The organism is Streptomyces sp. NPDC059994 (genome assembly GCF_042737755.1).
Taxonomy (GTDB): domain Bacteria; phylum Actinomycetota; class Actinomycetes; order Streptomycetales; family Streptomycetaceae; genus Streptomyces.
Genome location: NZ_JBHWUR010000026.1, coordinates 1 through 23883 on the forward strand (window position 1 = coordinate 1; position 23883 = coordinate 23883).

The following is a 23883-nucleotide window of genomic DNA, read 5'->3' on the forward strand; positions in this document are numbered from 1 at the left end:
GGCTTCGCCCCCTGCACCCCCAGCGGGGCCGCACCCCTGCACCCCGCCACGGGGGCCCGGACCCTTGCGGGGGAGGGCGGGCGGGTTACGGAGGCCGTGCCCTCGCGGGGCTTGCGGCCCCTGCACCCCGCTCATGGGGCTCCACCCCAGATCCCGGTGGGGCGGGCGGGTTACCCGGGCTGCGCCCCTGCATCGCGCTCGGGCCTCCGCCCCGGGCCCTGCGGGGCGGGTGGGTTACGCGGGCCGCGCCCCTGCACCCCTCCTTCGGGCCTCCGCCCCGCACCCGGCTGAGCAGGCAGGTCACGGCGCCCCGCGCCCCCGCACCCCGCTTCGGGGCCGCGCCCCGCACCCGGCGGAGCGGGCGGGTCACGGGGCCGCGCCCCTGCATCGCGCTCGGGCCTCCGCCCCGGGCCCTGCCGGGCGGGTGGGCTACCCGGGCCGCGCCCCTGCACCCCTCCGGGCCTCCGCCCCGCACCCGGCTGAGCAGGCAGGTCACGGCGCCCCGCGCCCCCGCACCCCGCGCGGGGCTCCGCCCCCAGACCCCTGCGGGGGCAGGCAGGTTTGCGCGGGGCTCCGCCCCCAGACCCTGCGGGGACACGCAGGTTTGCGCGGCCTCCGCCCCCCAGACCCCTGCGGGGACACGCAGGTCACGCGGGGCTCCGCCCCTGCACCCGCGATGGGCGGGCTGTGAACCCGCTCACCCCCACCCCCCACCCGCCCCGTTGACTCCGGATCGCCCCCACCCCACCGGTAAGGTGGCCCGGTTGTCGTACGTACGCGACCGTGACGTACGGGGCCGTGATGAACGCGACCGCGACGAATGCGACCGTGACGTACGACAACCGTGACGTCCGAGACCGGCACGTACGACAACCGTGACGTTCGCGACCGTCACGTACGACAACCGCGTGACGTACGCGACCGTGACCACCGACCGTGAGCCGCAAGGCGCAAGCCCGCGCCGCCGCCCCGACCGCACGAACCCGGAGACCGTGACTACTACCGCCTCCCACCACCTCTCACCCGCCTTTCCCGGGCGTGCCCCCTGGGGTACGGCCAACAAGCTGCGTGCCTGGCAGCAGGGGGCGCTGGAGAAGTACGTCCAGGAGCAGCCGCGTGACTTCCTTGCCGTCGCCACGCCCGGCGCCGGCAAGACGACGTTCGCGCTGACGCTCGCTTCGTGGCTGCTGCACCACCACGTCGTGCAGCAGATCACCGTCGTCGCGCCGACCGAGCATCTGAAGAAGCAGTGGGCGGAGGCGGCGGCGCGGATAGGCATCCGGCTGGATCCCGACTACAGCGCGGGGCCGTTGAGCAAGGAGTACCACGGGGTCGCCGTGACGTATGCCGGTGTCGGCGTGCGGCCCATGCTCCACCGCAACCGGTGCGAGCAGCGCAAGACCCTCGTCATCCTTGATGAGATTCACCACGCGGGTGACTCGAAGTCCTGGGGTGAGGCCTGTCTTGAGGCCTTCGATCCCGCCACTCGGCGCCTCGCCCTCACCGGCACCCCCTTCCGGTCCGACACCAATCCCATTCCCTTCGTCACGTATGAAGAGGGCAATGACGGGATTCGGCGGTCCTCCGCCGATTACACCTACGGGTACGGGAACGCCCTCGGCGACGGCGTCGTGCGGCCCGTCATCTTCCTCTCGTACAGCGGCAACATGCGCTGGCGCACCAAGGCCGGGGACGAGATCGAGGCGCGGCTGGGCGAGCCCCTCACCAAGGACGCCATCTCGCAGGCCTGGCGCACCGCGCTCGACCCGCGCGGTGACTGGATGCCGAACGTGCTGCGGGCGGCGGATCAGCGGCTGACCGAAGTACGCAAGGGCATTCCGGACGCCGGTGCGCTCGTCATCGCCACCGACCAGGACTCGGCCCGCGCCTACGCCAAGCTCATCCGGGAGATCACCGGCAACAAGGCCACCGTCGTTCTTTCCGATGACACGGGTGCCTCGAAGAAGATCGACGAGTTCAGCGCGAGCAACGATCGGTGGATGGTCGCCGTCCGGATGGTGTCCGAGGGCGTCGACGTTCCCCGGCTCGCCGTCGGCGTGTACGCCACCACCATCTCCACGCCCCTCTTCTTCGCCCAGGCGGTCGGCCGTTTCGTACGGTCGCGGCGGCGCGGCGAGACCGCCTCCGTGTTCGTGCCGACCATCCCGACCCTGCTGAGCTTCGCCTCCGAGATGGAGGTCGAGCGCGACCACGTGCTCGACAAGCCCAAGAAGGACGGCGAGGAGGACCCGTACGCCGAGGAGGACAAGCTCCTCGCCGAGGCCGAGAAGCAGCAGGACGAGGACACCGGCGACCCGGACATGCTGCCCTTCGAGGCGCTGGAGTCCGACGCCGTCTTCGACCGGGTGCTGTACGACGGCGCCGAGTTCGGTATGCAGGCGCACCCGGGGAGTGAGGAGGAGCAGGACTACCTCGGTATCCCCGGTCTCCTCGAACCCGACCAGGTGCAGCTGCTGCTCCAGAAGCGGCAGGCCCGGCAGATCGCGCACAGCCGGCAGAAGCCCGCCGAGCAGGCCGACCTGCTGGAGATGCCCGCCGAGCGGCGGCCCGTCGTCTCCCACAAGGAGCTGCTGGGGCTGCGCAAGCAGCTGAACACGATGGTCGGCGCGTACGTCCACCAGAGCGGCAAGCCGCACGGCGTGATCCACACCGAGCTGCGGCGGGTGTGCGGTGGACCGCCGAGCGCCGAGGCGACCGCCGGGCAGCTCCGGGAGCGGATCAAGAAGGTGCAGGAGTGGGCCACGCGGATGAAGTGACTCCGCCTGTCCGGTAACTACGTTTTTGCGTAAGGGAGTTGGCTGCCCTTGCGCCGTCGGCGGGGCCCGGGTGCGACGCCGGGCCCCGCCTTTCCGTGGGGACGGGATGCGGCGGCGAGGGCCGGCCCCCATGGACGCCCCTCGCGCGACACAACCGTAATGGGAAGGCAAAGTCGCCTGCGGTGGCCAAGGTCCCGGGCACCCTGGACTTAGGTCCTGAACCAGGAGCAATGCCCCGGGTCGTCAACGTACGCGCCCGGATTCTGGACGAGGGCTTCCGCTGAGCGGGACCGATCGCTACTGTCCCGCCATGCAAAACGCCCCGTGGCAGCGCCGCCGCGGAGCGCAGCCGGTGCCATGGCCTGCCGGCGGCCTCTGTGCGCGTCGCCGATGGGACCGGTGCCGCGATCCCGTGGGGAGCCGCCGCGACTCACCATAAGGAGTGGGCGTCGTGACCGCGGAGACCTCTCAGACGCTCGACCGGGGACTGCGTGTCCTCAAACTGCTCGCCGACACCGACCACGGCCTGACCGTCACCGAGTTGTCCAACAAACTCGGCGTCAACCGGACGGTGGTCTACCGTCTGCTGGCCACACTGGAACAGCACGCTCTCGTACGACGTGATCTGGGCGGCCGCGCCCGGGTCGGCCTCGGCGTGCTGCGCCTCGGCCGGCAGGTCCATCCCCTCGTACGGGAAGCGGCCCTGCCCGCACTGCGTTCGCTCGCCGAGGACATCGGGGCGACCGCGCACCTCACGCTGGTCGACGGGGCCGACGCGCTCGCCGTCGCCGTCGTCGAACCGACGTGGACCGACTACCACGTGGCCTACCGGGCCGGGTTCCGCCACCCGCTCGACCGGGGCGCGGCGGGCCGCGCCATCCTCTCCGCCCGCCAGGCCGGCGGCCTCGTCGATCCCGGCTTCACCCTCACCCATGGCGAACTGGAGGCCGGGGCGAGCGGCGCCGCCGCGCCGCTGGTCGGGATCACGGGGATAGAGGGCAGCGTGGGCGTGGTGATGCTCGCGGACGCGGTGCCGGAGCGGGTCGGCCCGAGGGTCGTGGACGCGGCGCGGGAGGTCGCGGACGCGCTGCGGTAGAAATCAGCCTCTCCGGCGATTGAGGAGCAGGGGTGCGGGGGCGGAGCCCGCGAGCGGCGGCGCCGCGAACGGGGCCCGGGGCGGAGCCCCGGTAAGCAGCCGATCGCGCCCCGATACATTGGATCCGTGCACCCCCGTCACTCACGCCTCCGCAACCTCGCCATCGGCTCGGCCCCCGTCGTCGCGCTGCTCGCCGTCGTCGGCTTCGCGCCGCTGCCGTTCTCGGTGGCGCAGCCGGGGCTGACCGCGAACGTGCTCGGGGACGACAAGGGCACCCCGGTGATCACCATCGAGGGCAGGCCCGCCCGGCACACCACCGGGCAGCTGCGGATGACGACCATCGAGGCGACCGGGCCGTCCGCCGAGGTCGGGATCGCCGACGTGGTGCGCGCCTGGTTCCGTACCGACCAGGCCGTCATGCCCCGCGACTCGGTCTACCCGAGCGGCGGCAGCGACAAGGAGATCACCGAGCACAACCGGGCCGAGATGAAGGAGTCGCAGGACAGCGCCACCGCGGCCGCGCTGAACTACCTCCACCTCGGTCCGCACCAGGCCAAGGTCACCCTCAACCTGGCCGACGTCGGCGGGCCCAGCGCCGGGCTGCTCTTCTCCCTCGGCATCGTCGACAAGCTCGACGGCAACGGCTCCGGCGGCGAGCTCACCGGCGGCCGTACGATCGCCGGTACGGGCACGATCGACGCGGACGGCAGCGTCGGCGCGGTCGGCGGCGTCTCGCTCAAGACGCGGGCGGCCCGGCGGGACGGCGCGACCGTGTTCCTCGTGCCGAAGGCCGAGTGCTCGGACGCACGCGCCGAGCTGCCGCAGGGGCTGCGGCTGATCCCCGTCACCACCCTGTCGGGCGCGGTGTCGGCGCTGAAGGTGCTGGACAAGGGCGGGGACGTACCGAGCTGCTAGGCGCTCCGCCGGGAGCGCGGTGTTTCGGCCGCGGACCGTCAGCGGCTGGTCGCGCAGTTCCCCGCGCCCCTGTGGGGCGCTGTGCCGCACCGGACTCCGGCACAGCTGCTCAGCGTGCGGTGCCCACAGTTTCGGCCCTCAACTCCACGCCCCGCTGCGCGACTTGCGCGTCCATCCCCCGCCACGCCGGGAACACCAGCGGGCTCAGCGTGGTCGCCAGATATACCGCGCCCACCACCAGCAGCGCGCCCCGCGCCCCCGCGCCGTCCACCAGGAGGCCCGCGCCGAGGCCGCCGAGCGGCATCGCCAGCTCGCAGCCGGCCGTGAGCGCGCCGGACACCCGGCTGCGCAGCTCCTGGGGGACTCGTTCGTACGTCACCGTCGTCAGGATCGGGTTGAGCATGCCGCCCGCGAGGCCGCCGAGTGCCATCGTGGCGGCGAGCGGCAGCGCCGAGCCGGTCAGTGCGGCGACCACGAAGCGCGGCGCGCCCGCCAGGACGAAGGCGGTGGTGAACACCGCGCGCCGGGGGAACCGGTGGCCCACCGCGCCGTACAGCAGCGCGCCGAGCAGCCCGCCCGCGCCGAAGGCGGCGGTGAGCAGGCCGAGTTGGGTGGCGCCGCCGAGTTCGTGTTCGGCGTGCACGGGCAGCAGGACGGCGTTCCAGCCCTGGTCGAGGCCGTTGGTGACCATGACCATCACGGTGACCGCGAGCAGCAGCCGGGCACGCAGCAGGAAGGCGTACGTCTCGCGGAGTTCGGCCCGGTAGGTGGCGAGGGAGACCGGCGCCGCGTCCCGTACCGGCTCGGCCGCCCGGATGCCGCGTACGCCGAGGGCGACGAGGAGCGCGGACGTGCCGAACGTCGCCGCGTCCAGGAGCAGTACGGTCTCCGCGCCGACCAGTGCGATCAGCAGCCCGGCGAGCGCGGCGCCCGCCATCCTGGCGCCGCGCTGCACGGCGTCGAAGAGGCTGGCGGCGCGGGCCAGAGTCGTACCGGCGCGCTCGGCGAGGTCGGGCACCAGGACGTAACGGGCGGTCCGGCCGGGGGTGACGGCCAGGCCTTCGAGCGCCATCAGCGCGCACAGCAGCCAGAAGTGGAGCGCGCCCGCGAAGTGCAGCAGCGGGACGGCCCCGACGGCGAGCGCGCAGACCAGGTCGGAGCCGACGCTCACCCGCCGCCGGCCCAGCCGGTCGATGACCGGGCCCCCGATCAGCGCGGCCACCACGATCGGCAGGGTGGCGCAGAAGGCCACCACCCCGGCCCGCCCGGCGCTCCCGGTGGTCTCCAGAACGAACCAGGGGACGCCGATCATGGTCAGCGAACTGCCTGCGGTGGAAATGGTGTTGGCCGTCAGGACGGCCGCCAAGGCGGTACGTTTACGTGCTCTCTCCTCCTCGGCGTGCCCCCCGTCGCCGCTCATGCGATACGCGTGCGGTGGCGCGCGGGGGGCTGGGCGAGGCGAGTGCCCAACTCGACCAGCCTCAGGCCGACTTGAGCGCGTATACGGCGGCGGTCGCGCGGTATGAGCGCGTGATCGGCCGCCGCCTGGCGGAGTTCGGTGGCGCGGGCTTCGTGCAGGGTGAGGTGCGTGGAGGGCAGCATGTGCGTGATCCCTTCGCTGCTCGTGGTACGGGTCAGTGGCTCTTGCGCGGGAAAGCGTGCAGGTGGACGCGGACCTGGGCGGTGTCGTCGGCCTCGGTGTGGGCGAGGCCGCGGTAGCTCTCGATGAGCTCGTGCGCCTTCTCGTTGAGCTCGCGCAGTTGCGCGGCGGTCAGCCGGAGCGTGAAGTCGCTCATGTCCGAGCTGGTGGACCACTCGTCGGGCCAGTCGCTCGCGGTGCCCAGCCAGGTGGAGAGCTCCTGGGTGTGGATGGTCGCGATCTCGTGCATGAACAGGTTGACGGCGCCGCGCACCTCGGGGTCGGGGTCGTGGTGCAGCTCTTCGGTGAAGCTGGTGCCGTCGTGGGTGGCCCGCCACCAGCGCTCGCGGCCCTTGCCGTGCTCGGGCGCGTCCTCGACGAAGCCGTGCGCGGCGAGCTGGCGCAGGTGGTAGCTGGTCGCGCCGCTGGACTCGCCGAGCCGTTCGCCCAGCTGGGAGGCGGTGGCCGGGCCGTCGTGCCGCAGCGCCGCCAGCAGGCGGATCCGCAGGGGGTGGGCCAGGCCCCGCAGGGAGTGGGCGTCGAGCGTGCGCTCGCGGGGCTCGCGGGGCTCGCCCTTCGGGATCTCGGGCTTCGCAGCTTCAGGCTTCGCAACTTCAGCTTCAGGCTGCGCAGCTTCGGGCTTCGCGGCTTCGGGCTTCGGGTCGTCGTGCTCGCTCATGGCTCAACCGTAGACATACAAAGAACTAGTTGCAAGCCTTTCTTTGCATCAACGTCTTTGCATCTAGATCTTTGCAAGGGGTTCTTTGTGACCCGGCGTCCGAAGAAGGCCCCGGCGGCCCGATCCCGGCACCCGCAGCGGTCCGGCCCCCGGCCCCCTCACCCCTTCCGAATGAACCCCTGCTCCACCAGCCACTCCTTCGCCACGTCGTGCGGATCGCGGCCCTCCACGTCCACCCGGGCGTTGAGGACCTGCGCGACCTGCGTCGTCAGCTTCGCGCTCACCGGGTTCAACAGGGCCGCGATCGCCGGGTACTTGGCGAACGTCGGGGCGTGCAGCTCCGGGGCCGCGTTGTAGTTGGGGAAGAAGTGCCGGTCGTCGGTCAGGACGTCCAGGTCCATCGCCTTGATCCGGCCGTCCGTCGTGAAGACCTCGCCCAGCAGACAGGAGCTGGACTTGGACACCTGGGTGTAGATGATCCCGGCGTCCATCTTCTGGATCCTGGAGGCGGGGATGGACATCCCGTACGCCTTCTCCATGCCCGGCAGCCCGTCGTTCCGGGACGCGAACTCGTTCTCCACACACAGCGAGACCGCCGAAGGGTCCGTCTTCGTCAGCGCGGCCACGTCCGAGAGCGTGGTGAGCTTGTACTTCGCGTTGTTCCGCTTGCTGATGGCCAGCGCGTACGTGTTGTTGAGGGTCGACTGGGGCAGCCAGGTCACCCCGTTCCTCACGTCCGCGTCCCGCACCGCCCGCCACTGCGCCTGCGGGTCGGTGATGGGCTTGCTGTGGCCGAGGTAGGTGATCCAGGCCGTGCCGGTGTACTCGTACATCGCGTCCGCGTCGCCCTTGACGATCGCCTCGCGCGCGCTGATCGAGCCCGGCAGGTTCGTGCGGTCGACGACGTCCGCGCCGGCCGCCTTGAAGACCAGACCGGCCATCTGGCCGAGGATGATGTTCTCGCTGAAGTTCTTCGAAGTGACCGTCAGGGAGGCCCCCTTGAGGGGGCGGCCCTGGCCCACCGAGCCCGGCCGGACGTCGTCCACCATCGGCGAGCCGCTCTTGAGGCCGCAGCCGGCCGGCGGGAGCGAGAGCAGGACGAGGGCGCCCGCCGCCCGCGCCCACCCCGCCGTCCACCTCGTACGTACGCGGCGCATCACCCCACCTCCAGGCCGCGCGGGGCCAGCGCCACCTCGGCCAGCGAGGCCAGCCAGTCCACCAGCAGGGCGAGCGCGACCGTGAGGACCGACCCGAGGACCAGGACCGGCATGCGCTGGGTCTGGATCCCGGAGGTGATCAGGTCGCCGAGCCCGCCACCGCCGCCGAACGTGGCCAGCGTGGCCGTGCCGACGTTCAGGACGAGCGCCGTGCGCACGCCCGCGAGGATCAGCGGGACCGCGAGCGGCAGTTCGACCTTGCCGAGGGTGCCGAGCGCCGACATGCCGATGCCGCGCGAGGCCTCCACCAGCTGCGGTTCGATCGCCTTGAGGCCCGCGACCGTGTTGGAGAGCACCGGGAGGACCGCGTAGATCACCATGCCGATGACCGCCGTCGAGGGGCCGATGCCCAGCCAGATCACCAGCAGGGCGAGGAGCCCGATCGCCGGGGTCGCCTGGCCGATGTTGGCGACCGACGTGACCAGGGGAGCGGCCCGGCTCAGCCCGCGCCGGGTCAGTGCGATGCCCAGCGGGATCGCCACGAGCAGCACCCAGAAGGTGGAGACGACGGTGAGCTTCACGTGCTGCCAGAGCCGGAGCCGGACATTGCCGTTGTCGAGGGAGTTCATCGCGATCGAGTCCAGCTGGACGTTGGTGATCCAGACGAAGGTGATCAGCAGGATCACCGCGACCAGCGCGGGCGGCAGCACCAGCTTCTGCCAGGTGATCCGGCGCCTCGGCGGCGCGGGCGCCGGGGCGGGCTCCGCCTCCTCGTCGCGGAAGACGTGGCCGCCGGCCTCGTGCTCGCCCGGCGGGCGTCCGGGTGCGGTGCTCATACGTCCGCACCGCCGTCCGAACCCTCCAGCTCCTGCTCGGTCAGATGGTGGCGGGTCTCCTCCAGGTCGTGCTGGTGCTCGACGGCGGCCAGCCGGTCGGCCTCCAGGAGCTCGTGGACGGAGTTCATGAGGGTCTCCATGTCGACGACGCCGATGTACTCGCCGCGCCGCCCGGTCACCGCGACCCGGCCGCCGGAGTCGATGAGCACCGCCTCCAGGGCGTCGTGCAGGGTCGCGTCCCGGGTCACCGTGTCGTGCACCAGCTGCCCGGCCCGCGCCAGCGACCCCTTGGCCCGCATCAGGTCGCCGCGCCGCAGCCATTTGTACGGGCGCCCGCGCCGGTCCAGCATCAGGAGCTCGTTGTGCGGGCCGCCGCGCAGCTTGTTGAAGATCGACTGGAGCGGGTCGTCGACGGTGACGGTCGGCACGTCGGCCATCTCCACGTCCCGTACGCGCGTCAGGTTCAGCCGCTTCAGCGCCGCGCCCGCCCCCACGAACCCCGAGACGAAGTCGTCGGCCGGGTTGGTGAGGATCGCCTCCGGGGTGTCGAACTGGGCGATGTGCGACCGCTCGCGCAGCACCGCGATCCGGTCGCCCAGCTTGATCGCCTCGTCGAAGTCATGGGTGACGAACACGATGGTCTTGTGCAGCTCGTGCTGGAGCCGGATGAGCTCGTCCTGGAGGTGGTCGCGGGTGATCGGGTCGACCGCGCCGAACGGCTCGTCCATCAGCAGAACCGGCGGATCGGCCGCCAACGCCCGTGCCACGCCCACCCGCTGCTGCTGTCCGCCGGACAGCTGACGCGGATAGCGCCCGTGGAACTCGCGCGGATCGAGCCCGACCAGGTCGAGCATCTCCTCCACCCGGTCCTTCACCTTCGACTTGGACCAGCCGACCATCTTCGGTACGAGCGCGATGTTCTCGGCGACCGTCATGTGCGGGAAGAGCCCGGACGACTGGATCGCGTACCCGACCTTGCGGCGCAGCTTCACCGGGTCGATGTCGGTGACGTCCTCGTCGTTGATCCGGATGCGACCGGATGTCGGTTCGATCAGCCGGTTGATCATCTTGAGCGTGGTCGACTTCCCGCACCCCGAGGGCCCCACGAAGATCACGGTCTCGCCCGCCTTGATCTCCATGCTGACGTTGTCCACGGCCGGGCCGGGGCTGCCCGGATAGCGCTTGGTCAGGTTCTCCAGCTCGATGGAGGCACCGGAAGCGGCGGCCCGGGCTCCGGCGGTGGCGTCGGACGGCTCAGGCACGGATCCCCCTGGGGATGGTCAGTCGGCCGATCAGGACGTACGCGGCGTCGAAGAGCAGGGCGAGGACGACGATCCCGAGGGTGCCCGCGAGCACCTGGTTGATCGCGTTGGCGCTGCCGAGCGAGGCGATACCGCGGAAGATCTCGTTGCCGAGCCCCGGGCCCGAGGCGTACGCGGCGATCGCGGCGATGCCCATCAGCATCTGCGTCGACACCCGGATCCCGGTCAGGATCGGCGGCCACGCCAGCGGCAGCTCGACCCGGAGCAGCCGGGCCGGGCGCGACATCCCGATGCCCATGGCCGCGTCCACGAGCGAAGGATCGACTCCGCGCAGACCGACGATCGCGTTGCGGACGATCGGCAGCAGCCCGTACAGCGTCAGCGTGATGACCGTGGGCGCGACCCCGAGCCCCACCAGCGGGATCAGCAGACCGATCAGGGCGAGGGAGGGGATGGTGAGGATCATCGACGTGGAGGTGACGGCGAGCGCGCCCGCCCAGCCGCTGCGGTACGTGAGGACGCCGGTCAGGACGCCCAGGACGGTCGCGATCACCATGCACTGGAAGACCACGCTGGCGTGCTGGAAGGCGTCCGTGAGCAGCTGCTGATGCCGACTGGACAGATAGCTCCAGAAGCTCACTCCACGCCACCTCACCTCGGGCTCTGGACCTCGGGCTCTGGACCTCAGCCTCTGACGGAGTCCTCCGCGGCCTGCTCCACCAGCGGGATGATCCGCAGCGGAACGGGGTTCTCCATGACGATCGCCGTGGAGGCCCGGACGATGCCATCAAAACCGACGACCCGGTCGATCACCCGCTGGAGATCGGCGTTGGAGCGGGCCACCAGGCGGCAGAACATGTCGCCGTGCCCGGTGGTGGTGTGCAGCTCCAGGACCTCGGGCACGGTGGCCAAGTGCGCCCGTACGTCGGCGCCCTGGCCCTGTTTGATCTCCAGGGTCGCGAAGGCGGTCACCGGGTAGCCGAGCGCGGCCGGGTCGACGTCCGGGCCGAATCCCCGGATGACTCCATTCGACTGAAGCCGGTCGAGCCGGGCCTGGACGGTGCCGCGCGCCACGCCGAGCCTGCGGGACGCCTCAAGGACCCCGATACGCGGCTCCCGTGCCAGGAGCACGATGAGCCGCCCGTCCAGATGATCGATCGCCATGAGTCACTCCGGATGGTCATGATGTACAGAAAGGGGGTGCGCACCGCCTTGCGGCTGGTCAGATTGCCCACCACAAATACAAACTATTGCGCACCTTGCAGTACGGGGGGAGCCTGCCGCTATGACTGAGACCATCGATCACACGCCCGACACCGCACGGCAGGCCGACCCCTTCCCGGTGAAGGGAATGGACGCGGTCGTCTTCGCCGTGGGCAACGCCAAGCAGGCCGCGCACTACTACTCGACCGCCTTCGGCATGAAGCTCGTCGCGTACTCCGGCCCGGAGAACGGCAGCCGCGAGACCGCCTCGTACGTCCTGACGAACGGCTCCGCCCGTTTCGTGTTCACCTCCGTCATCAAGGCGTCCACCGACCACGGCCGCTTCCTCGACGACCACGTGGCCGAGCACGGGGACGGCGTCGTCGACCTCGCCATCGAGGTGCCGGACGCGCGTGCGGCGTACAAGTACGCCACCGAGCACGGCGCGAGCGGCCTGGCCGAGCCGTACGAGCTGAAGGACGAGCACGGCACGGTCGTCCTCGCGGCGATCGCCACGTACGGCAAGACCCGCCACACCCTGGTCGACCGGTCCGGCTACTCCGGCCCGTACCTGCCCGGCTTCGTCGCCGCCGACCCGATCGTCGAGCCGCCGGCCAAGCGCACGTTCCAGGCGATCGACCACTGCGTGGGCAACGTCGAGCTCGGCAGGATGAACGAGTGGGTGGCGTTCTACAACAACGTCATGGGCTTCACGAACATGAAGGAGTTCGTGGGCGACGACATCGCGACCGAGTACAGCGCGCTGATGTCGAAGGTGGTCGCGGACGGCACGCTGAAGGTCAAGTTCCCGATCAACGAGCCCGCGATCGCGAAGAAGAAGTCGCAGATCGACGAATACCTGGAGTTCTACGGGGGCGCGGGCGTCCAGCACATCGCGCTCGCCACGAACGACATCGTCTCGACGGTACGGGCGATGCGCGCGGCGGGCGTCGCGTTCCTGGACACGCCGGACTCGTACTACGACACCCTCGGAGAGTGGGCGGGCGAGACCCGGGTGCCCGTCGAGACCCTGCGCGAGCTGAAGATCCTCGTGGACCGGGACGAGGACGGCTACCTCCTCCAGATCTTCACCAAGCCGGTGCAGGATCGGCCGACGGTCTTCTTCGAAATGATCGAACGCCACGGTTCGATGGGCTTCGGCAAGGGCAACTTCAAGGCGCTCTTCGAGGCGATCGAGCGGGAGCAGGAGAAGCGGGGCAATCTGTGACCTGCAACTTGCCGTGCGGATGCGGTAGTTGAGTTACGGTCGAACACTGCGGCCCCCTCGGACCTGACCCGAGGGGGCCGCAGTGTTTCTCGGTGCCGGGCGTTCGTCTGCGGGTCGGTGGGGACTGGTCGCGCAGTTCCCCGCGCCCCTGAAGGCAGAACGGGGCGCGGCCCCATTTCACCCTCCGGCGCTGGAGCGGGGCAGGGGCCGCAGGCCCTCCCCTCAGGGGCGCGGGGAACTGCGCGACCAGCCACGGACGACCCGCAGCCGAACGGGGTCCAGGGGCGGAGCCCCGTAGCGGGGGCGGGGCGCGGCCCCGGTAACCCACTCACCTCTGTGCCGGTCCGGGGCGGAGCCCCGTAGCGGGGTCCGGGGGGCGCGCGGCCTCGGTAACCCACTCACCCCTGTGCTGGATCCGGGGCGGAGCCCGTAGCGGGGGCAGGGGCGCGGCGCCGGTAACCTACCCGCCTCTGTGCCGGTCCGGGGCGGAGCCCCCGTAAGCGGGGTGCAGGGGCCGCCAGGGGTGCAGGGGGCGGAGGCCCCGCAACGGGGGTCCGGGGCGTAGCCCCCGGGGGAACCACCCCCCACCCACCCCCGGAGGCCACACGGCGGAGCCGCACATGGCACAGCGGGTACAGGCGGGGTGGGGGGTTCACTGCTGGCGCTTGGGCGGCTTCGAGCCCGACCCCGTCGGCTTCCGGGGGGACGACCCCGACCCCGACCCCGAGCCGGAGCCGGAGCCCGTCCCCGTCCCCGTCCCCGTCGACGGGGACGCCGCCGAGCCGGAGGGCCCCGACTCCGCCGGCGGATCCGCCACGTAGCCATACATGTCCTTGGGACCCCCCTCCGGCGGATCCCCCAACCCCTTCAGAGACTTCCGCGCCTTCGGCGCCAGCAGCGGCGAGAAGGACGGATTCGTCCGCAGCGCCTCCTCCAGATCGCGGCGCGCCGGACCGGACTGCCCGAGCTCCCGCTCCAGCACCCCCCGGTGATAGGAGAACAGGGCGCTCCGGCCCCCCTTCTCCGCCGCCTTCTTCGCGAAGGCGAGCCCCTCCTCCGGCTCCCCGGCCCGGTACAGCGCCCACCCCAGCGCATCCGCCACCGCCGCGCTCGGCGCGCGCCGCCACTCCGCGCGCAGGCGCTTCACCGCCGGATCGGGCGCCCCGTGGTCCGCCTCGAAGCGGCCGAGGACGAGCGCGTCGCTCACCCCGCGTCCGCCGTCCGAGGCGGCCCGCGCGCGCAGCCGCGCGTACTGGGCCCGGGCGTCCACGCCGAGCCCGAGCGACTCGTACAACTCGCCCAGTTCCAACAGATACTCGGGGCGCGGCTGACGCGCGACCGCCGCCGCGTAGTCGTGGCGAGCCGCCCCCGTACGGCCCAGCGCCAGCTCGGCCCGCGCCTTCCCGGCCAGTGCCGCGTGCCCGCCCGGATCCGTGCGCAGCGCCGCCGAGTGGTGGGCGAGGGCCTCCGCCGGCTCGCCCCGGTCCCACGCCAGGTCGCCCAACTGCCGCAGGCAGTCCGCCTTCTGGACCGGCGTCGTGGCGTACGCGGCCGCCTCGGCCAGCGTCGCCGCCGCGTCCTCGCGCCAGCCCCGCTCCCGGTACACCGCGCCCGCCCGGGCCAGCGCCACCGAGCCGCCGCGCAGATCGAGCAGCCGCTCCACGGACTTGCCGGCGCCCTTGAGGTCGCCGAGGCCCCCGTAGGCGTCGATCAGCGCCGGATACACCGTCCAGCGCTTGGGCTCACGCCGGCGGACCTCCTCGGCCAGCTTCCGCGCGGCCCCGTAGTCGTGCCGCGCGTTGGCGAGCGCCGCCAGGCCGATCTGCGCGTCCGCGTTGCCCCGGGCGGCCGGTCTGACCGCCAGCGAGCGGCGCAGGGCCCACTCGGCACGCGGATAGTACGAGGAGTCCGCCGCCCGCAGCCCGCGCCCCAGATAGGCGGAGCCGAGCACCGCCCAGGAGGCGTCGTCCGAGGGGTGCGTGCGCACCCACGCCCGCCGGTCCGCGATCAGCGCGGTCAGATCGGCGGCCGCCGCGGGCGCCCCCGCCCCGACGGCCGTCAGCGCCCGTGCGGCCGGTCCCGGCGCGGGCGGCGGCGCGTCGTGGCCGCCGCCGATCCGGGTCTGCGGCAGGACCACGAGGACCCCGGCGGTCAGCAGCGCGGCCACCGCCGCGCCGATCATCGTGCGGCGCGCGGTGCGGGCGGGCGGCGGCCCGGCCGGCTCCAGCGGCCTCGGCCGCGGCGGCGGCGGCAGCGTCAGGGTCTGCCGGTGCGGCGGCCATTCGTGTTCGGTCTCCATGGCGATCACTGTGCGTCCATACGAAGAGCACATCCCGCCCGCGCCCGCCGGGCCGCGCAGGGTTCACACCGATGGCCCCGGGTGCCACGCTGGGATCATGAACGATGGAGCCGAGCCCGTCGCCACGCCCGCCCCCGAGCCGGGCGCCCTCCTCGAACGGCTGCGCGCGGGCCTGCCCGCCGACGCGCTGATCACCGACCCGGACGTCACCGCGTCCTACGCCCACGACATGGCGAGCTTCTGCGCCGCCGGGGCCCCGGCCGTGGTCGTCCTGCCGCGTACGGTCGAGCAGGTCCAGCACGTGATGCGCACCGCCACCGAGCTGCGCGTGCCGGTGGTGCCCCAGGGCGCCCGCACCGGACTGTCGGGCGGCGCCAACGCGACCGAGGGATGCGTCGTGCTGTCCCTGGTCAGGATGGACCGCATCCTGGAGATCAGCCCGGTCGACCGGGTCGCGGTCGTCGAGCCCGGCGTCGTCAACGCCGTGCTCTCCCGGAAAGTCATGGAACACGGGCTCTACTACCCGCCGGATCCGTCCAGTTGGGAGCAGTGCACCATCGGCGGGAACATCGGCACCGCGTCCGGCGGGCTGTGCTGTGTGAAGTACGGGGTGACCGCCGAGTACGTCCTGGGCCTCGACGTGGTCCTCGCGGACGGCCGCCTCCTGGAGACCGGCCGCCGCACCGCCAAGGGCGTCGCCGGATACGACCTGACCCGGCTCTTCGTCGGCTCCGAGGGCAGCCTCGGCATCGTGGTGAAGGCCGTGCTCGCGCTCAGGCCCGCACCGCCCGAGCAGCTGGTGCTCGCCGCCGAGTTCCCCTCCGCGGCCGCCGCCTGCGACGCGGTCTGCGCGATCATGGAGCGCGGTCACACGCCGTCGCTGCTCGAACTCATGGACCGTACGACCGTACGGGCGGTCAACCGCATGGCGAACATGGGTCTGCCGGACAGCACCGAGGCGCTGCTGCTCGCCGCCTTCGACACCCCCGACCCCGCCGCCGACCTGGCCGCCGTGGGGGAGCTGTGCACCGCAGCCGGGGCCGTCCAGGTGGTCCCGGCCGAGTCGGCCGCCGAGTCCGAACTGCTGCTCCAGGCAAGGCGGTTGGCGCTCCCGGCGCTGGAGACCGTCAGGCCGGCCACGATGATCGACGACGTCTGCGTCCCGCGCTCCCGGCTCGCCGCGATGCTGGAGGGGACCACGGCGATCGCCGCCAAGTACGACCTGACCATCGGCGTCTGCGCGCACGCCGGGGACGGCAACACCCACCCGGTCGTCTGCTTCGACGCCGCCGACGAGGACGAGTCGCGGCGGGCCCGGGAGTCCTTCGACGAGATCATGGCGCTCGGTCTGGAGCTGGGCGGCACCATCACCGGCGAGCACGGCGTGGGCGTGCTCAAGAAGGAGTGGCTGGCCCGCGAACTCGGCCCGGTGGGCGTGGAGATACAGCGCGCGGTCAAGCGCACCTTCGACCCGCTGGGGCTGCTGAACCCCGGCAAACTGTTCTGAACAACCGTTACTCCTGTGGCCCCTCCCGTCACGCGCCTTCCTCCGGCCGGGACTCGTCCGAGGGCCACGGGTCGTTCAGGTACAGCTCCTCGGCGCGGCTGCGGCCGGTCGCGCGGCCGGTCGTGGGCGCGAGCAGCTCGGCGAGGCCGTCGTCGATGCCTAGCTGCCCGGTCTCAGAACCCGGAGGGACCACCCGCAGCGTCCGCTCCAGCCACGCCGACACCTGGGCGGACGGCGCCTCCAGGAGCGCGTCGCCGTCCGGCGAGCTGAGCGCCATCAGGATCACGCTGCGCCCGTCCACCTTGGTGGGCCAGATCCGGACGTCGCCGTGGCCGCACGGCCGGAACACCCCCTCGACGAGCAGCTCACGGGCGAACGTCCAGTCGACGGGGTGGTCGGTGCCGATGTGGAAGGTGATGTGCACGGCGTACGGGTCGTCCGTGCGATAGGTCAGCCGGGCCGGGACCGGGATGCTGCGCTCGGGCGACAGCACCAGGTTGAGCTCCAGCTCGCGTTCCACCACGGTGTGCATGACAGTGCCTTTCCTCTCCGCGTACGAGCCCGGGATCGGGCCGTACCAGGTGAGAGCGGGCTGGGGCGCTGCTATGACGCGGCTTCCGGAAAATTTTTCCGGCGGCCGGGGAAACGGCCCGGACGGGGGCTGTGGCCCGGTCTCCGGGTGGGTGAGGCGCGGCTCCAGGTTGACCGGATAGTGGTCGGTACCGACGGACCCGCCCGGCGGCGGTCGCCCGTCTGGTAGATGTGGACCCTTGTATTGACGAGGCCCACGAGCAGATACGGGACCGTGATGAGCGCCCCCACCCCGGCAACCGGCGACGGAACCCCCTTCGCAGGCTTCTATCCAGATCCGTCCATCCCCGGATATGTCCGGTACTGGAACGGCGCCGCCTGGGTGCCCGGTACGAGCCGGCCCGCCCCGGCCGAGGGCGAAGCCATGCCCGTGCCGCCGGCCGGTGCGGCCCCGGCGGCGCCCGCCCTCGCCTCGGCCCCGCCGATGCCGATGCCCGCGCCCGCCGTGGAGGAGACGGGCCCCGTCTTCCTCGACGAGCCCGGGCCCGCCCCCCTCCACGGCAGCCGCCCCGACCCGGCCCCGGCCTGGTACGCCGACGCCTCCCACCAGTCGGGCTTCGGCGACGACGCGGCGCGGCGGGTCTCGTGGGGGCAGCCGGGGGATCCGGCGCAGGGGCAGGTGCCCCAGCCGCTTCCGCTGCCCGCCGGGCCGGCGTCCGAGCGGGCCGGGGCCGCCGTGCCGTTGCCCGCCGACCCGGCCCCCGTCCCGCCGGGCCAGGGACGCGGCCAGGACCCGTCGGGTGCGCCGGTGCCGGTGCAGTCGCTGCCCGCGCAGCCGTTGCCGGGCCGGCAGTGGCCCGGGGACCCGCGCGCCGGGGGCGACCCGCGCGTGGCCGACCCGCAGGGGGCCCCGGCGGCCGACCAGCCCGCGCCCGCCCGGGCCGCGCTGCCCTCGCCGCCGGTCGCCCCGCAGCAGCCCACCCCCGTACAGCAGCAGTCCGCCGCGCCGCCCTCCGTACCGCAGCAGGCCGCCACGCCCTCCTCGCCCGTCACCACCGGGGCCGGCGGGGGCTCCGCGTCCTGGGCGCAGCAGGTGCACCAGCTGGCGCGGCCCGAGGAGCGCTCGGGGCCCGGAGAGCCCGTGGTGCCGTGGAAGCCGCCCGTGGAAGACCCGTTCCTGCGGGCCGCGCGGGCGCAGGCCGCGGCCCGGCCCGCCGGTCTCGGGCGGCGCCTTGCCGCCCGGCTGGTGGACACCGTGGTGCTCGGCGGGGTCGTCGCCGGGCTCGCCCTGCCGCTCTGGATCAAGGGCGCGGACCACATCCAGGCGAAGATCGACGCCGCGAAGCTGTCCGGCGAGACGGTGACGGTCTACCTCCTGGACGGCACCACCGCGGGCTATCTCGCGATCGTGCTCGGCGCCTTCCTGCTCCTCGGTCTGCTCTACGAGGCGCTGCCCACCGCCAAGTGGGGCCGCACGCTGGGCAAGCGGCTGCTGCGGGTCCAGGTGCGCGACCTGGAGTCGCACGAGCCGCCGGCCTTCGGCGCGGCCCTGCGCCGCTGGCTGGTCTACGGCGTCCTCGGCGTGCTCGCCGTCGGCGTGGTCAACGTCGTGTGGTGCCTGTTCGACCGCCCGTGGCGCCAGTGCTGGCACGACAAGGCGGCCCGCACCTTCGTCGCGGGCACCTGACGCCGGGGCCGGCCGTCGCCCGTACCCCGAACGGGCCCCGTACCGTTGCGGGGCCCCACCCCGCGCGGTGCACTGCGGACATGAGCAACGAACCGCCCCCCGGCCGGCCGCCCGAGGACGAGCCGCCCGAGAACGACCCGTTCCTCAAGAGGCCGTCCGGGTCTCCCGGCTGGAGCCAGGACCCGCCCCCCGGAGGCGGCCCACCTCCGGGCAGCGGCGCCCCTCCCCCCGGCGGCGGTCCGTACGGCAGCCCTCCCCCCGGAAGCCCCTACGGCACGCCGCCCCCCGGTTCGCCCTATGGCAGTACCCCGCCGCCGTACGACCCGTACGGCGGGGGAAACCAGTACGGCGGTCCCGATCCGCTCAGCGGGATGCCGCCGCTCGCCGACTTCGGCCGGCGGCTGCTCGCCCGCATCATCGACGCCCTGCTGATCGCGATCCCGCTCGGCGTGCTGGAGTGGGCGACCTCGGACCGCTGGGTGTACCAGACGAGGAGCGGTGAAGACACCTCCGACGTCATCGGCCGGGCGTACAGCGGCAGCGGACTCGCCTGGAACCTCATCGGTATCGTGGCGTATCTCGCGTACGACACCATCATGCTGAAGCGGGACGGTCAGACGGTCGGCAAGAAGCTGCTGAACCTGCGGGTCGCGATGCTCAACGACGGCAGCGTGCCCACCACGAGCGCCGCCCTGGCCCGGACAGCCGTGCTCTGGCTGCCCGCCCTGCTGTGCTGTCCGTGTCTGTGGCAGATCATCCTCATCATCACGATCCTCACGGACAAGCCCTACAAGCAGGGCCTGCACGACAAGGCAGGGAAGACGGTGGTGGTCTCGACCGCCCCCTGACCCGGGGCCGGTTCGGTGCGCAGGGGTCAGCTCCGTACCGAGTCGGCCGGTACGCGCACCCCCGGCTCGGCGCTCTCCTCGACGGCGGCGGCGCGGTTCGTACGAACCGTGCGCGCCGCCTTCGGCATGGGGACCGTCACGGCGACCAGCAGCCCCAGCAGGAGCGCGGCCAGCACTATCACTCCCACCCCGACACCCGAGTCGGTCTGGGAGAGAAGAATCATGGCTACGGTCGAGAAGACGACGGTGGCCGAACCGTAGGCGAGCTGTGCTGCAGTCGGACGCGGCATAGCGGTATCCGTCCTCGGGGGCAGGCATCGGATGGGGCGGGTCTCTCGACCGGGCAACCGGATCGCACTGTCAAGCGACTCTACGACGGTGCTTGCCCTGACGGAACCGTTGGTAAGCGTGACCTAACCCACGGTGCTGGTGCACAGGGGGCGCACGGAGTCATTCCGCGTTCCGACAGGCGAGACAGGCGCACCCGATGTCCGGGTTGGGTAGCACATCGGAAGCGTTCGGATAGCGGAAGTGCCGCTCTACATAATGTAATTGGCTGACCCAAGTCAAGATCTGTCTTTTCTTTGGCAACTCCGGTCCAATGTCGTCACTTGAGACGCGTGCCGCGCACCGGAGACCAGACCCCTCACCCCCGGTCCGTGCCTGCGGCCGCGGGGGAGGACATCATCAAGTGACCAGCAACAGACGAGCGGTCAGAGCTGCCGCCATACTCGTGGCCCTGGCCACGACCGGCGCGATAGGCTCCGCGTTCGCCACCGCCCAGGCCGACACCAAGGCCCCGGCACCTGTCGAGCGGCGGGACCCGGGCACCGGCTCGGCCAAGCACATCGACGACATTCCGGGCCCGTTCACCAAGCAGCGGGAGCAGCAGCGCCAGGCGGCGCTGCAGAAGGTCATCTCGGGCGACAAGAAGGTGCAGCAGCGCGGCGCCTCCAAGGTCGTCCAGCTCGACGACAAGAAGTACGTCGAGCTCGGCCGCGAGAAGACCGACAAGATCTTCACGGTCCTGGTGGACTTCGGGGACCAGATCGACAGCACGACCATGTTCGACCCGGACGGCCCGACCGGCCCCAAGCCGGCGGTCCTCAAGTACGGGGGCACGGCCGGCCCGGCGCACAACACCATCAAGCAGCCGGACCGCGCCAAGGACAACTCCACCGCCTGGCAGAAGGACTACAGCCGGGAGCACTTCCAGGACCTGTACTTCGGGACCGGCACGAACGCCGACGGCACCCAGAAGCACTCCCTGAAGACGTACTACGAGAAGACCTCCTCGGGCCGCTACTCGGTCGACGGCACGGTCACCGACTGGGTGCGCGTCCCGGCCAACGAGGCCCGCTACGGCTCGAACTACTGCGGCGCCACCAACTGCTCCAACGTGATGGACCTGGTCCGTGACGGCGTCAACGCCTGGGCCGCGGACCAGAAGGCCAAGGGCCAGACCACGGAGCAGATCAAGGCGACCCTGGCGCAGTACGACCAGTGGGACCGCAACGACTTCGACAACGACGGCAACTTCAACGAGCCCGACGGCTACATCGACCACTTCCAGATCGTCCACGCGGGCGAGGACGAGTCGGCCGGCGGCGGCGCGCAGAAGACCGACGCCCTGTGGGCCCACCGCTCGTACGCCTACGGCACGGACGCGGGCAAGACCGGCCCGGGGAGCAACAAGGCCGGCGGCACGCAGATCGGCGACACCGGTATCTGGGTCGGCGACTACACGATGCAGCCGGAGAACGGCGGCCTCGGTGTCTTCGCGCACGAGTACGGCCACGACCTCGGTCTGCCGGACCTCTACGACACCACCAACACCGCCGAGAACTCGGTCGGTTTCTGGTCCCTGATGTCGGCCGGCTCCTGGCTGGGCACCGGCAAGGACTCGATCGGCGACATGCCGGGCGACATGACCGCCTGGGACAAGCTCCAGCTGGGCTGGCTGAACTACGCCACGGCCAAGGCCGCGACGCACTCGACCACCAAGCTCGGTGTGGCGGAGTACAACACCAACGACAAGCAGGCGCTCGTCGTCGAGCTGCCGAAGAAGCCCGTCACCACCACGATCGTGAAGCCCGCCGAGGGCTCCAAGCAGTGGTGGAGCGGGATGGGTGACAACCTCAACAACACCCTGACCCGCTCGGTCGACCTGTCCGGCAAGTCCAAGGCCTCCCTGGACCTCTCGGGCTGGTGGGACATCGAGCTGGACTACGACTTCCTGTACGCCGAGGCCTCCACGGACGGCGGCGCCACCTGGACCGCGCTCGACGGCACCGCCGACGGCAAGCAGATCAGCCGCGACCCCAGCGACAAGCCGGCCCTGACCGACGTGTCGGGCGCGTACAAGAAGCTCTCGTACAACCTGGACGCCTTCGCGGGCAAGAAGATCGACCTCCGCTTCCGCTACGCCACGGACGGCGGCGCGGGCGGCAAGGGCTTCACCGCCGACGCGATCACCGTGAACGCCGATGGCGCCGCGCTCTTCACCGACGGTGGCGAGGGCGACGACAACGGCTGGACGTCGAAGAACTTCTCCCGCATCGGCGAGTCGTTCACCAACGACTACCCGCAGTACTACATCGCGGAGAACCGTCAGTACGTGTCGTACGACCAGACCCTCAAGGTCGGCCCGTACAACTTCGGCTTCGCCAAGACCCGCCCGTCCTGGGTGGAGCACTACGCGTACCAGCCCGGTCTGCTCATCTGGCTCTGGGACCTGTCCCAGAAGGACAACAACGTCTCGGTCCACCCGGGCCACGGCCAGATCCTGCCGGTCGACGCCCACGCCAAGCCGCTGAAGTGGGCGGACGGCACGCTGATGCGCAACAAGATCACGCCGTTCGACGCCGCGTTCAGCTTCTACCCGACGGGCGCGCTCACCCTGCACAAGGCCGATGTGGCGACCACGGTCCGCCCGCAGGCGGGCGTGCCGATGTTCGACGACCACCGGGGCACCTACTGGTACCAGGAGAACCCCACGGGAAGCGTGCAGGTTCCTGACACCAACACCCGGATCTCCATCGTCCAGCAGCCCAAGGACGGCTCGACGATCACCGTGAAGGTTGGTCCGTCGACCAAGTAGTTCTAAAAACCGCAGGTCAAACCATGATCGGCCGTCGCCCTCTAGCGGGCGGCGGCCGATCGTGTTTAGGTGCGTCCTACGAGTCCTTATTGACACGACGTCTTACGGGGGAGCGGTACGCCATGCCTGGCGGAGGTTTCAGCAAGCTGCCGAACGGCAGCGTCGTCGTCGCGCTCACGCTGCCCAGCCCCGCCGGGGACGGCCGCCAGGTGCGCGTCCTGGTCCATGCGGCCAACCGGGCCCGCGCCCTCACCCGGCTGCGGAACCTGGGCCTGCGCGCGGTCTATCTGCGCGGCAACACCCAGCCGCCCACGCCGGACGAGATCACGGCGGTCCTGCACCACCCGGACGGCCTGCTGTGGCGCACCGCGCCGCAGCCGGAGGCCGAGGAGCTCTGGCACCCGATAAGGGCGCTGCTGCGCCCGTGAGGGCGCTTCAGGGGCGCGGGGCCGTGACATCGTGCGGCTCCGCCGCGTGGGCGCGACCAGCCCAGGACGGCCCGCACCCGGGCGACAACGCGAAGCACCGGTCAGAACACCGGCTTGCCTGACAGCTCCGCGCCCGCCGCCCGCAGCTCCTCCAGCGCCCGCTCGGTGCTCTCCTCGGCCACCCCGGCCGTCAGGTCGAGGAGTACGTGCGTGGCGAAGCCCGCCCGCACCGCGTCCAGTGCCGTCGCCCGCACGCAGTGGTCCGTGGCGATGCCGACCACGTCGACCTCGGTGACCTCCCGGGCGCGCAGCCACTCCGCCAGGCCCACGCCGTTCTCGTCGCGCCCCTCGAAGCCGCTGTACGCGGCCGCGTGGGCGCCCTTGTCGAAGACCGCGTCTATGGCGCCGCAGGCGACCGCCGGGGCGAAGTTCGGGTGGAAGCCCACGCCCTCCGTCCCGGCCACGCAGTGCACCGGCCAGGAGTGCCGGAAGTCGGGGTGCGCCGAGAAGTGGTCGCCCGGGTCGACGTGGTGGTCGCGGGTGGCCACCACATGGCGGTACACGGACCCGGCGGCCTGGCCGATCAGGTCGGTGATGGCAGCGGCGACGTCGGAGCCACCCGTGACCGCGAGGCTGCCGCCCTCGCAGAAGTCGTTCTGAACGTCTACGACGATCAACGCGCGGTGCATGT

General features: G+C 71.9%; 21 protein-coding genes. 9 read left to right on the forward strand and 12 right to left on the reverse strand.

Annotated features, from left to right (window positions below; all coding sequences use genetic code 11):
- Positions 1-992 precede the first annotated feature (992 nt).
- The 3 genes from ACFWA7_RS15825 (at position 993) to ACFWA7_RS15835 (ending at position 4788) form a co-directional block, all read left to right on the forward strand.
- A complete protein-coding gene (locus ACFWA7_RS15825) occupies positions 993-2777 on the forward strand; it encodes a DEAD/DEAH box helicase (protein ID WP_385548915.1) in 1785 nt (594 codons plus the stop codon).
- 451 nt (positions 2778-3228) lie between these two features.
- Entirely contained in the window at positions 3229-3873 is a 645-nt protein-coding gene (locus ACFWA7_RS15830) for an IclR family transcriptional regulator (protein WP_283143297.1), read from the forward strand.
- A gap of 126 nt (positions 3874-3999) precedes the next feature.
- Positions 4000-4788, forward strand: coding sequence for a PDZ domain-containing protein (locus tag ACFWA7_RS15835; RefSeq protein ID WP_385548912.1), 789 nt, complete (start codon positions 4000-4002; stop codon positions 4786-4788).
- Positions 4789-4897: 109 nt separating this feature from the next.
- Here ACFWA7_RS15835 and ACFWA7_RS15840 read toward each other — a convergent pair whose 3' ends face one another.
- The 8 genes from ACFWA7_RS15840 to ACFWA7_RS15875 all read right to left on the reverse strand — a co-directional run bounded on the left by ACFWA7_RS15840 (position 4898) and on the right by ACFWA7_RS15875 (position 11525).
- Positions 4898-6208, reverse strand: a complete 1311-nt coding sequence (locus ACFWA7_RS15840) for an MFS transporter (RefSeq protein ID WP_385823422.1) — start codon at positions 6206-6208, stop codon at positions 4898-4900.
- Entirely contained in the window at positions 6205-6390 is a 186-nt protein-coding gene (locus ACFWA7_RS15845) for a hypothetical protein (RefSeq protein ID WP_385548905.1), read from the reverse strand. Before ACFWA7_RS15845 ends, ACFWA7_RS15840 begins: the two co-directional genes overlap by 4 nt.
- A 32-nt stretch (positions 6391-6422) precedes the next feature.
- Positions 6423-7106 carry an ArsR/SmtB family transcription factor gene (locus ACFWA7_RS15850; RefSeq protein WP_385823424.1) on the reverse strand — a complete coding sequence of 228 codons (684 nt, stop codon included), beginning with the start codon at positions 7104-7106 and terminating at the stop codon, positions 6423-6425.
- 158 nt (positions 7107-7264) lie between these two features.
- Entirely contained in the window at positions 7265-8263 is a 999-nt protein-coding gene (locus ACFWA7_RS15855) for a glycine betaine ABC transporter substrate-binding protein (RefSeq protein ID WP_385548899.1), read from the reverse strand.
- Entirely contained in the window at positions 8263-9099 is an 837-nt protein-coding gene (locus ACFWA7_RS15860; RefSeq protein WP_385823426.1) for an ABC transporter permease, read from the reverse strand. Before ACFWA7_RS15860 ends, ACFWA7_RS15855 begins: the two co-directional genes overlap by 1 nt.
- Positions 9096-10361 carry a betaine/proline/choline family ABC transporter ATP-binding protein gene (locus ACFWA7_RS15865; protein ID WP_385823428.1) on the reverse strand — a complete coding sequence of 422 codons (1266 nt, stop codon included), beginning with the start codon at positions 10359-10361 and terminating at the stop codon, positions 9096-9098. The genes ACFWA7_RS15860 and ACFWA7_RS15865 overlap by 4 nt, the downstream gene beginning before the upstream one ends.
- The gene (locus ACFWA7_RS15870) at positions 10354-11001 is read right to left on the reverse strand and encodes an ABC transporter permease (protein ID WP_385548891.1); all 648 of its coding nucleotides are present in this window, start codon (positions 10999-11001) and stop codon (positions 10354-10356) included. The genes ACFWA7_RS15865 and ACFWA7_RS15870 overlap by 8 nt, the downstream gene beginning before the upstream one ends.
- A gap of 44 nt (positions 11002-11045) precedes the next feature.
- Positions 11046-11525 carry an Lrp/AsnC family transcriptional regulator gene (locus tag ACFWA7_RS15875; protein WP_385548888.1) on the reverse strand — a complete coding sequence of 160 codons (480 nt, stop codon included), beginning with the start codon at positions 11523-11525 and terminating at the stop codon, positions 11046-11048.
- A 121-nt stretch (positions 11526-11646) separates the two neighbouring features.
- Between ACFWA7_RS15875 and hppD the strand changes: the two genes are divergently transcribed.
- Entirely contained in the window at positions 11647-12792 is a 1146-nt protein-coding gene (gene hppD, locus ACFWA7_RS15880; RefSeq protein WP_385823430.1) for a 4-hydroxyphenylpyruvate dioxygenase, read from the forward strand.
- 652 nt (positions 12793-13444) lie between these two features.
- Here hppD and ACFWA7_RS15885 read toward each other — a convergent pair.
- Positions 13445-15091: a tetratricopeptide repeat protein gene (locus ACFWA7_RS15885; RefSeq protein ID WP_385823432.1), complete on the reverse strand. Its 1647-nt coding sequence runs from the start codon at positions 15089-15091 to the stop codon at positions 13445-13447.
- A gap of 97 nt (positions 15092-15188) precedes the next feature.
- On the opposite strand from ACFWA7_RS15885, the gene ACFWA7_RS15890 reads away from it, so the two are divergent.
- Positions 15189-16598, forward strand: coding sequence for an FAD-binding oxidoreductase (locus ACFWA7_RS15890; protein WP_385823434.1), 1410 nt, complete (start codon positions 15189-15191; stop codon positions 16596-16598).
- Between the two features lie 28 nt (positions 16599-16626).
- Here the strand turns inward: ACFWA7_RS15890 and ACFWA7_RS15895 are convergent, their stop codons facing one another.
- Complete coding sequence (locus ACFWA7_RS15895) at positions 16627-17130, reverse strand: SsgA family sporulation/cell division regulator (RefSeq protein ID WP_385823436.1); 504 nt, start codon at positions 17128-17130, stop codon at positions 16627-16629.
- Between the two features lie 276 nt (positions 17131-17406).
- Here ACFWA7_RS15895 and ACFWA7_RS15900 point away from each other — a divergent pair, with 276 nt between their 5' ends.
- Complete coding sequence (locus ACFWA7_RS15900; RefSeq protein WP_385539906.1) at positions 17407-18816, forward strand: RDD family protein; 1410 nt, start codon at positions 17407-17409, stop codon at positions 18814-18816.
- Between the two features lie 80 nt (positions 18817-18896).
- Entirely contained in the window at positions 18897-19664 is a 768-nt protein-coding gene (locus ACFWA7_RS15905; protein WP_385823438.1) for an RDD family protein, read from the forward strand.
- Between the two features lie 26 nt (positions 19665-19690).
- Here ACFWA7_RS15905 and ACFWA7_RS15910 read toward each other — a convergent pair whose 3' ends face one another.
- Complete coding sequence (locus ACFWA7_RS15910; RefSeq protein ID WP_385539909.1) at positions 19691-19954, reverse strand: hypothetical protein; 264 nt, start codon at positions 19952-19954, stop codon at positions 19691-19693.
- 401 nt (positions 19955-20355) lie between these two features.
- On the opposite strand from ACFWA7_RS15910, the gene ACFWA7_RS15915 reads away from it, so the two are divergent.
- Both ACFWA7_RS15915 and ACFWA7_RS15920 read left to right on the forward strand, forming a co-directional pair.
- Positions 20356-22764, forward strand: coding sequence for an immune inhibitor A domain-containing protein (locus ACFWA7_RS15915; RefSeq protein ID WP_385539911.1), 2409 nt, complete (start codon positions 20356-20358; stop codon positions 22762-22764).
- Between the two features lie 122 nt (positions 22765-22886).
- Positions 22887-23192, forward strand: a complete 306-nt coding sequence (locus ACFWA7_RS15920) for a hypothetical protein (protein ID WP_385539912.1) — start codon at positions 22887-22889, stop codon at positions 23190-23192.
- A gap of 101 nt (positions 23193-23293) precedes the next feature.
- Here ACFWA7_RS15920 and ACFWA7_RS15925 read toward each other — a convergent pair whose 3' ends face one another.
- A complete protein-coding gene (locus ACFWA7_RS15925; RefSeq protein ID WP_385539914.1) occupies positions 23294-23881 on the reverse strand; it encodes an isochorismatase family protein in 588 nt (195 codons plus the stop codon).
- Positions 23882-23883 lie beyond the last annotated feature (2 nt).

Coding starts and splice junctions, on each gene's coding strand:
- ACFWA7_RS15840 (WP_385823422.1), bottom strand. CDS start 6,208: ATGAGCGGCGACGGGGGGCACGCCGAGGAGGAGAGAGCACGTAAACGT.
- ACFWA7_RS15845 (WP_385548905.1), bottom strand. CDS start 6,390: ATGCTGCCCTCCACGCACCTCACCCTGCACGAAGCCCGCGCCACCGAA.
- ACFWA7_RS15850 (WP_385823424.1), bottom strand. CDS start 7,106: ATGAGCGAGCACGACGACCCGAAGCCCGAAGCCGCGAAGCCCGAAGCT.
- ACFWA7_RS15855 (WP_385548899.1), bottom strand. CDS start 8,263: ATGCGCCGCGTACGTACGAGGTGGACGGCGGGGTGGGCGCGGGCGGCG.
- ACFWA7_RS15860 (WP_385823426.1), bottom strand. CDS start 9,099: ATGAGCACCGCACCCGGACGCCCGCCGGGCGAGCACGAGGCCGGCGGC.
- ACFWA7_RS15875 (WP_385548888.1), bottom strand. CDS start 11,525: ATGGCGATCGATCATCTGGACGGGCGGCTCATCGTGCTCCTGGCACGG.
- hppD (WP_385823430.1), top strand. CDS start 11,647: ATGACTGAGACCATCGATCACACGCCCGACACCGCACGGCAGGCCGAC.
- ACFWA7_RS15885 (WP_385823432.1), bottom strand. CDS start 15,091: ATGGAGACCGAACACGAATGGCCGCCGCACCGGCAGACCCTGACGCTG.
- ACFWA7_RS15890 (WP_385823434.1), top strand. CDS start 15,189: ATGAACGATGGAGCCGAGCCCGTCGCCACGCCCGCCCCCGAGCCGGGC.
- ACFWA7_RS15895 (WP_385823436.1), bottom strand. CDS start 17,130: ATGCACACCGTGGTGGAACGCGAGCTGGAGCTCAACCTGGTGCTGTCG.
- ACFWA7_RS15900 (WP_385539906.1), top strand. CDS start 17,407: ATGAGCGCCCCCACCCCGGCAACCGGCGACGGAACCCCCTTCGCAGGC.
- ACFWA7_RS15905 (WP_385823438.1), top strand. CDS start 18,897: ATGAGCAACGAACCGCCCCCCGGCCGGCCGCCCGAGGACGAGCCGCCC.
- ACFWA7_RS15910 (WP_385539909.1), bottom strand. CDS start 19,954: ATGCCGCGTCCGACTGCAGCACAGCTCGCCTACGGTTCGGCCACCGTC.
- ACFWA7_RS15920 (WP_385539912.1), top strand. CDS start 22,887: ATGCCTGGCGGAGGTTTCAGCAAGCTGCCGAACGGCAGCGTCGTCGTC.
- ACFWA7_RS15925 (WP_385539914.1), bottom strand. CDS start 23,881: ATGCACCGCGCGTTGATCGTCGTAGACGTTCAGAACGACTTCTGCGAG.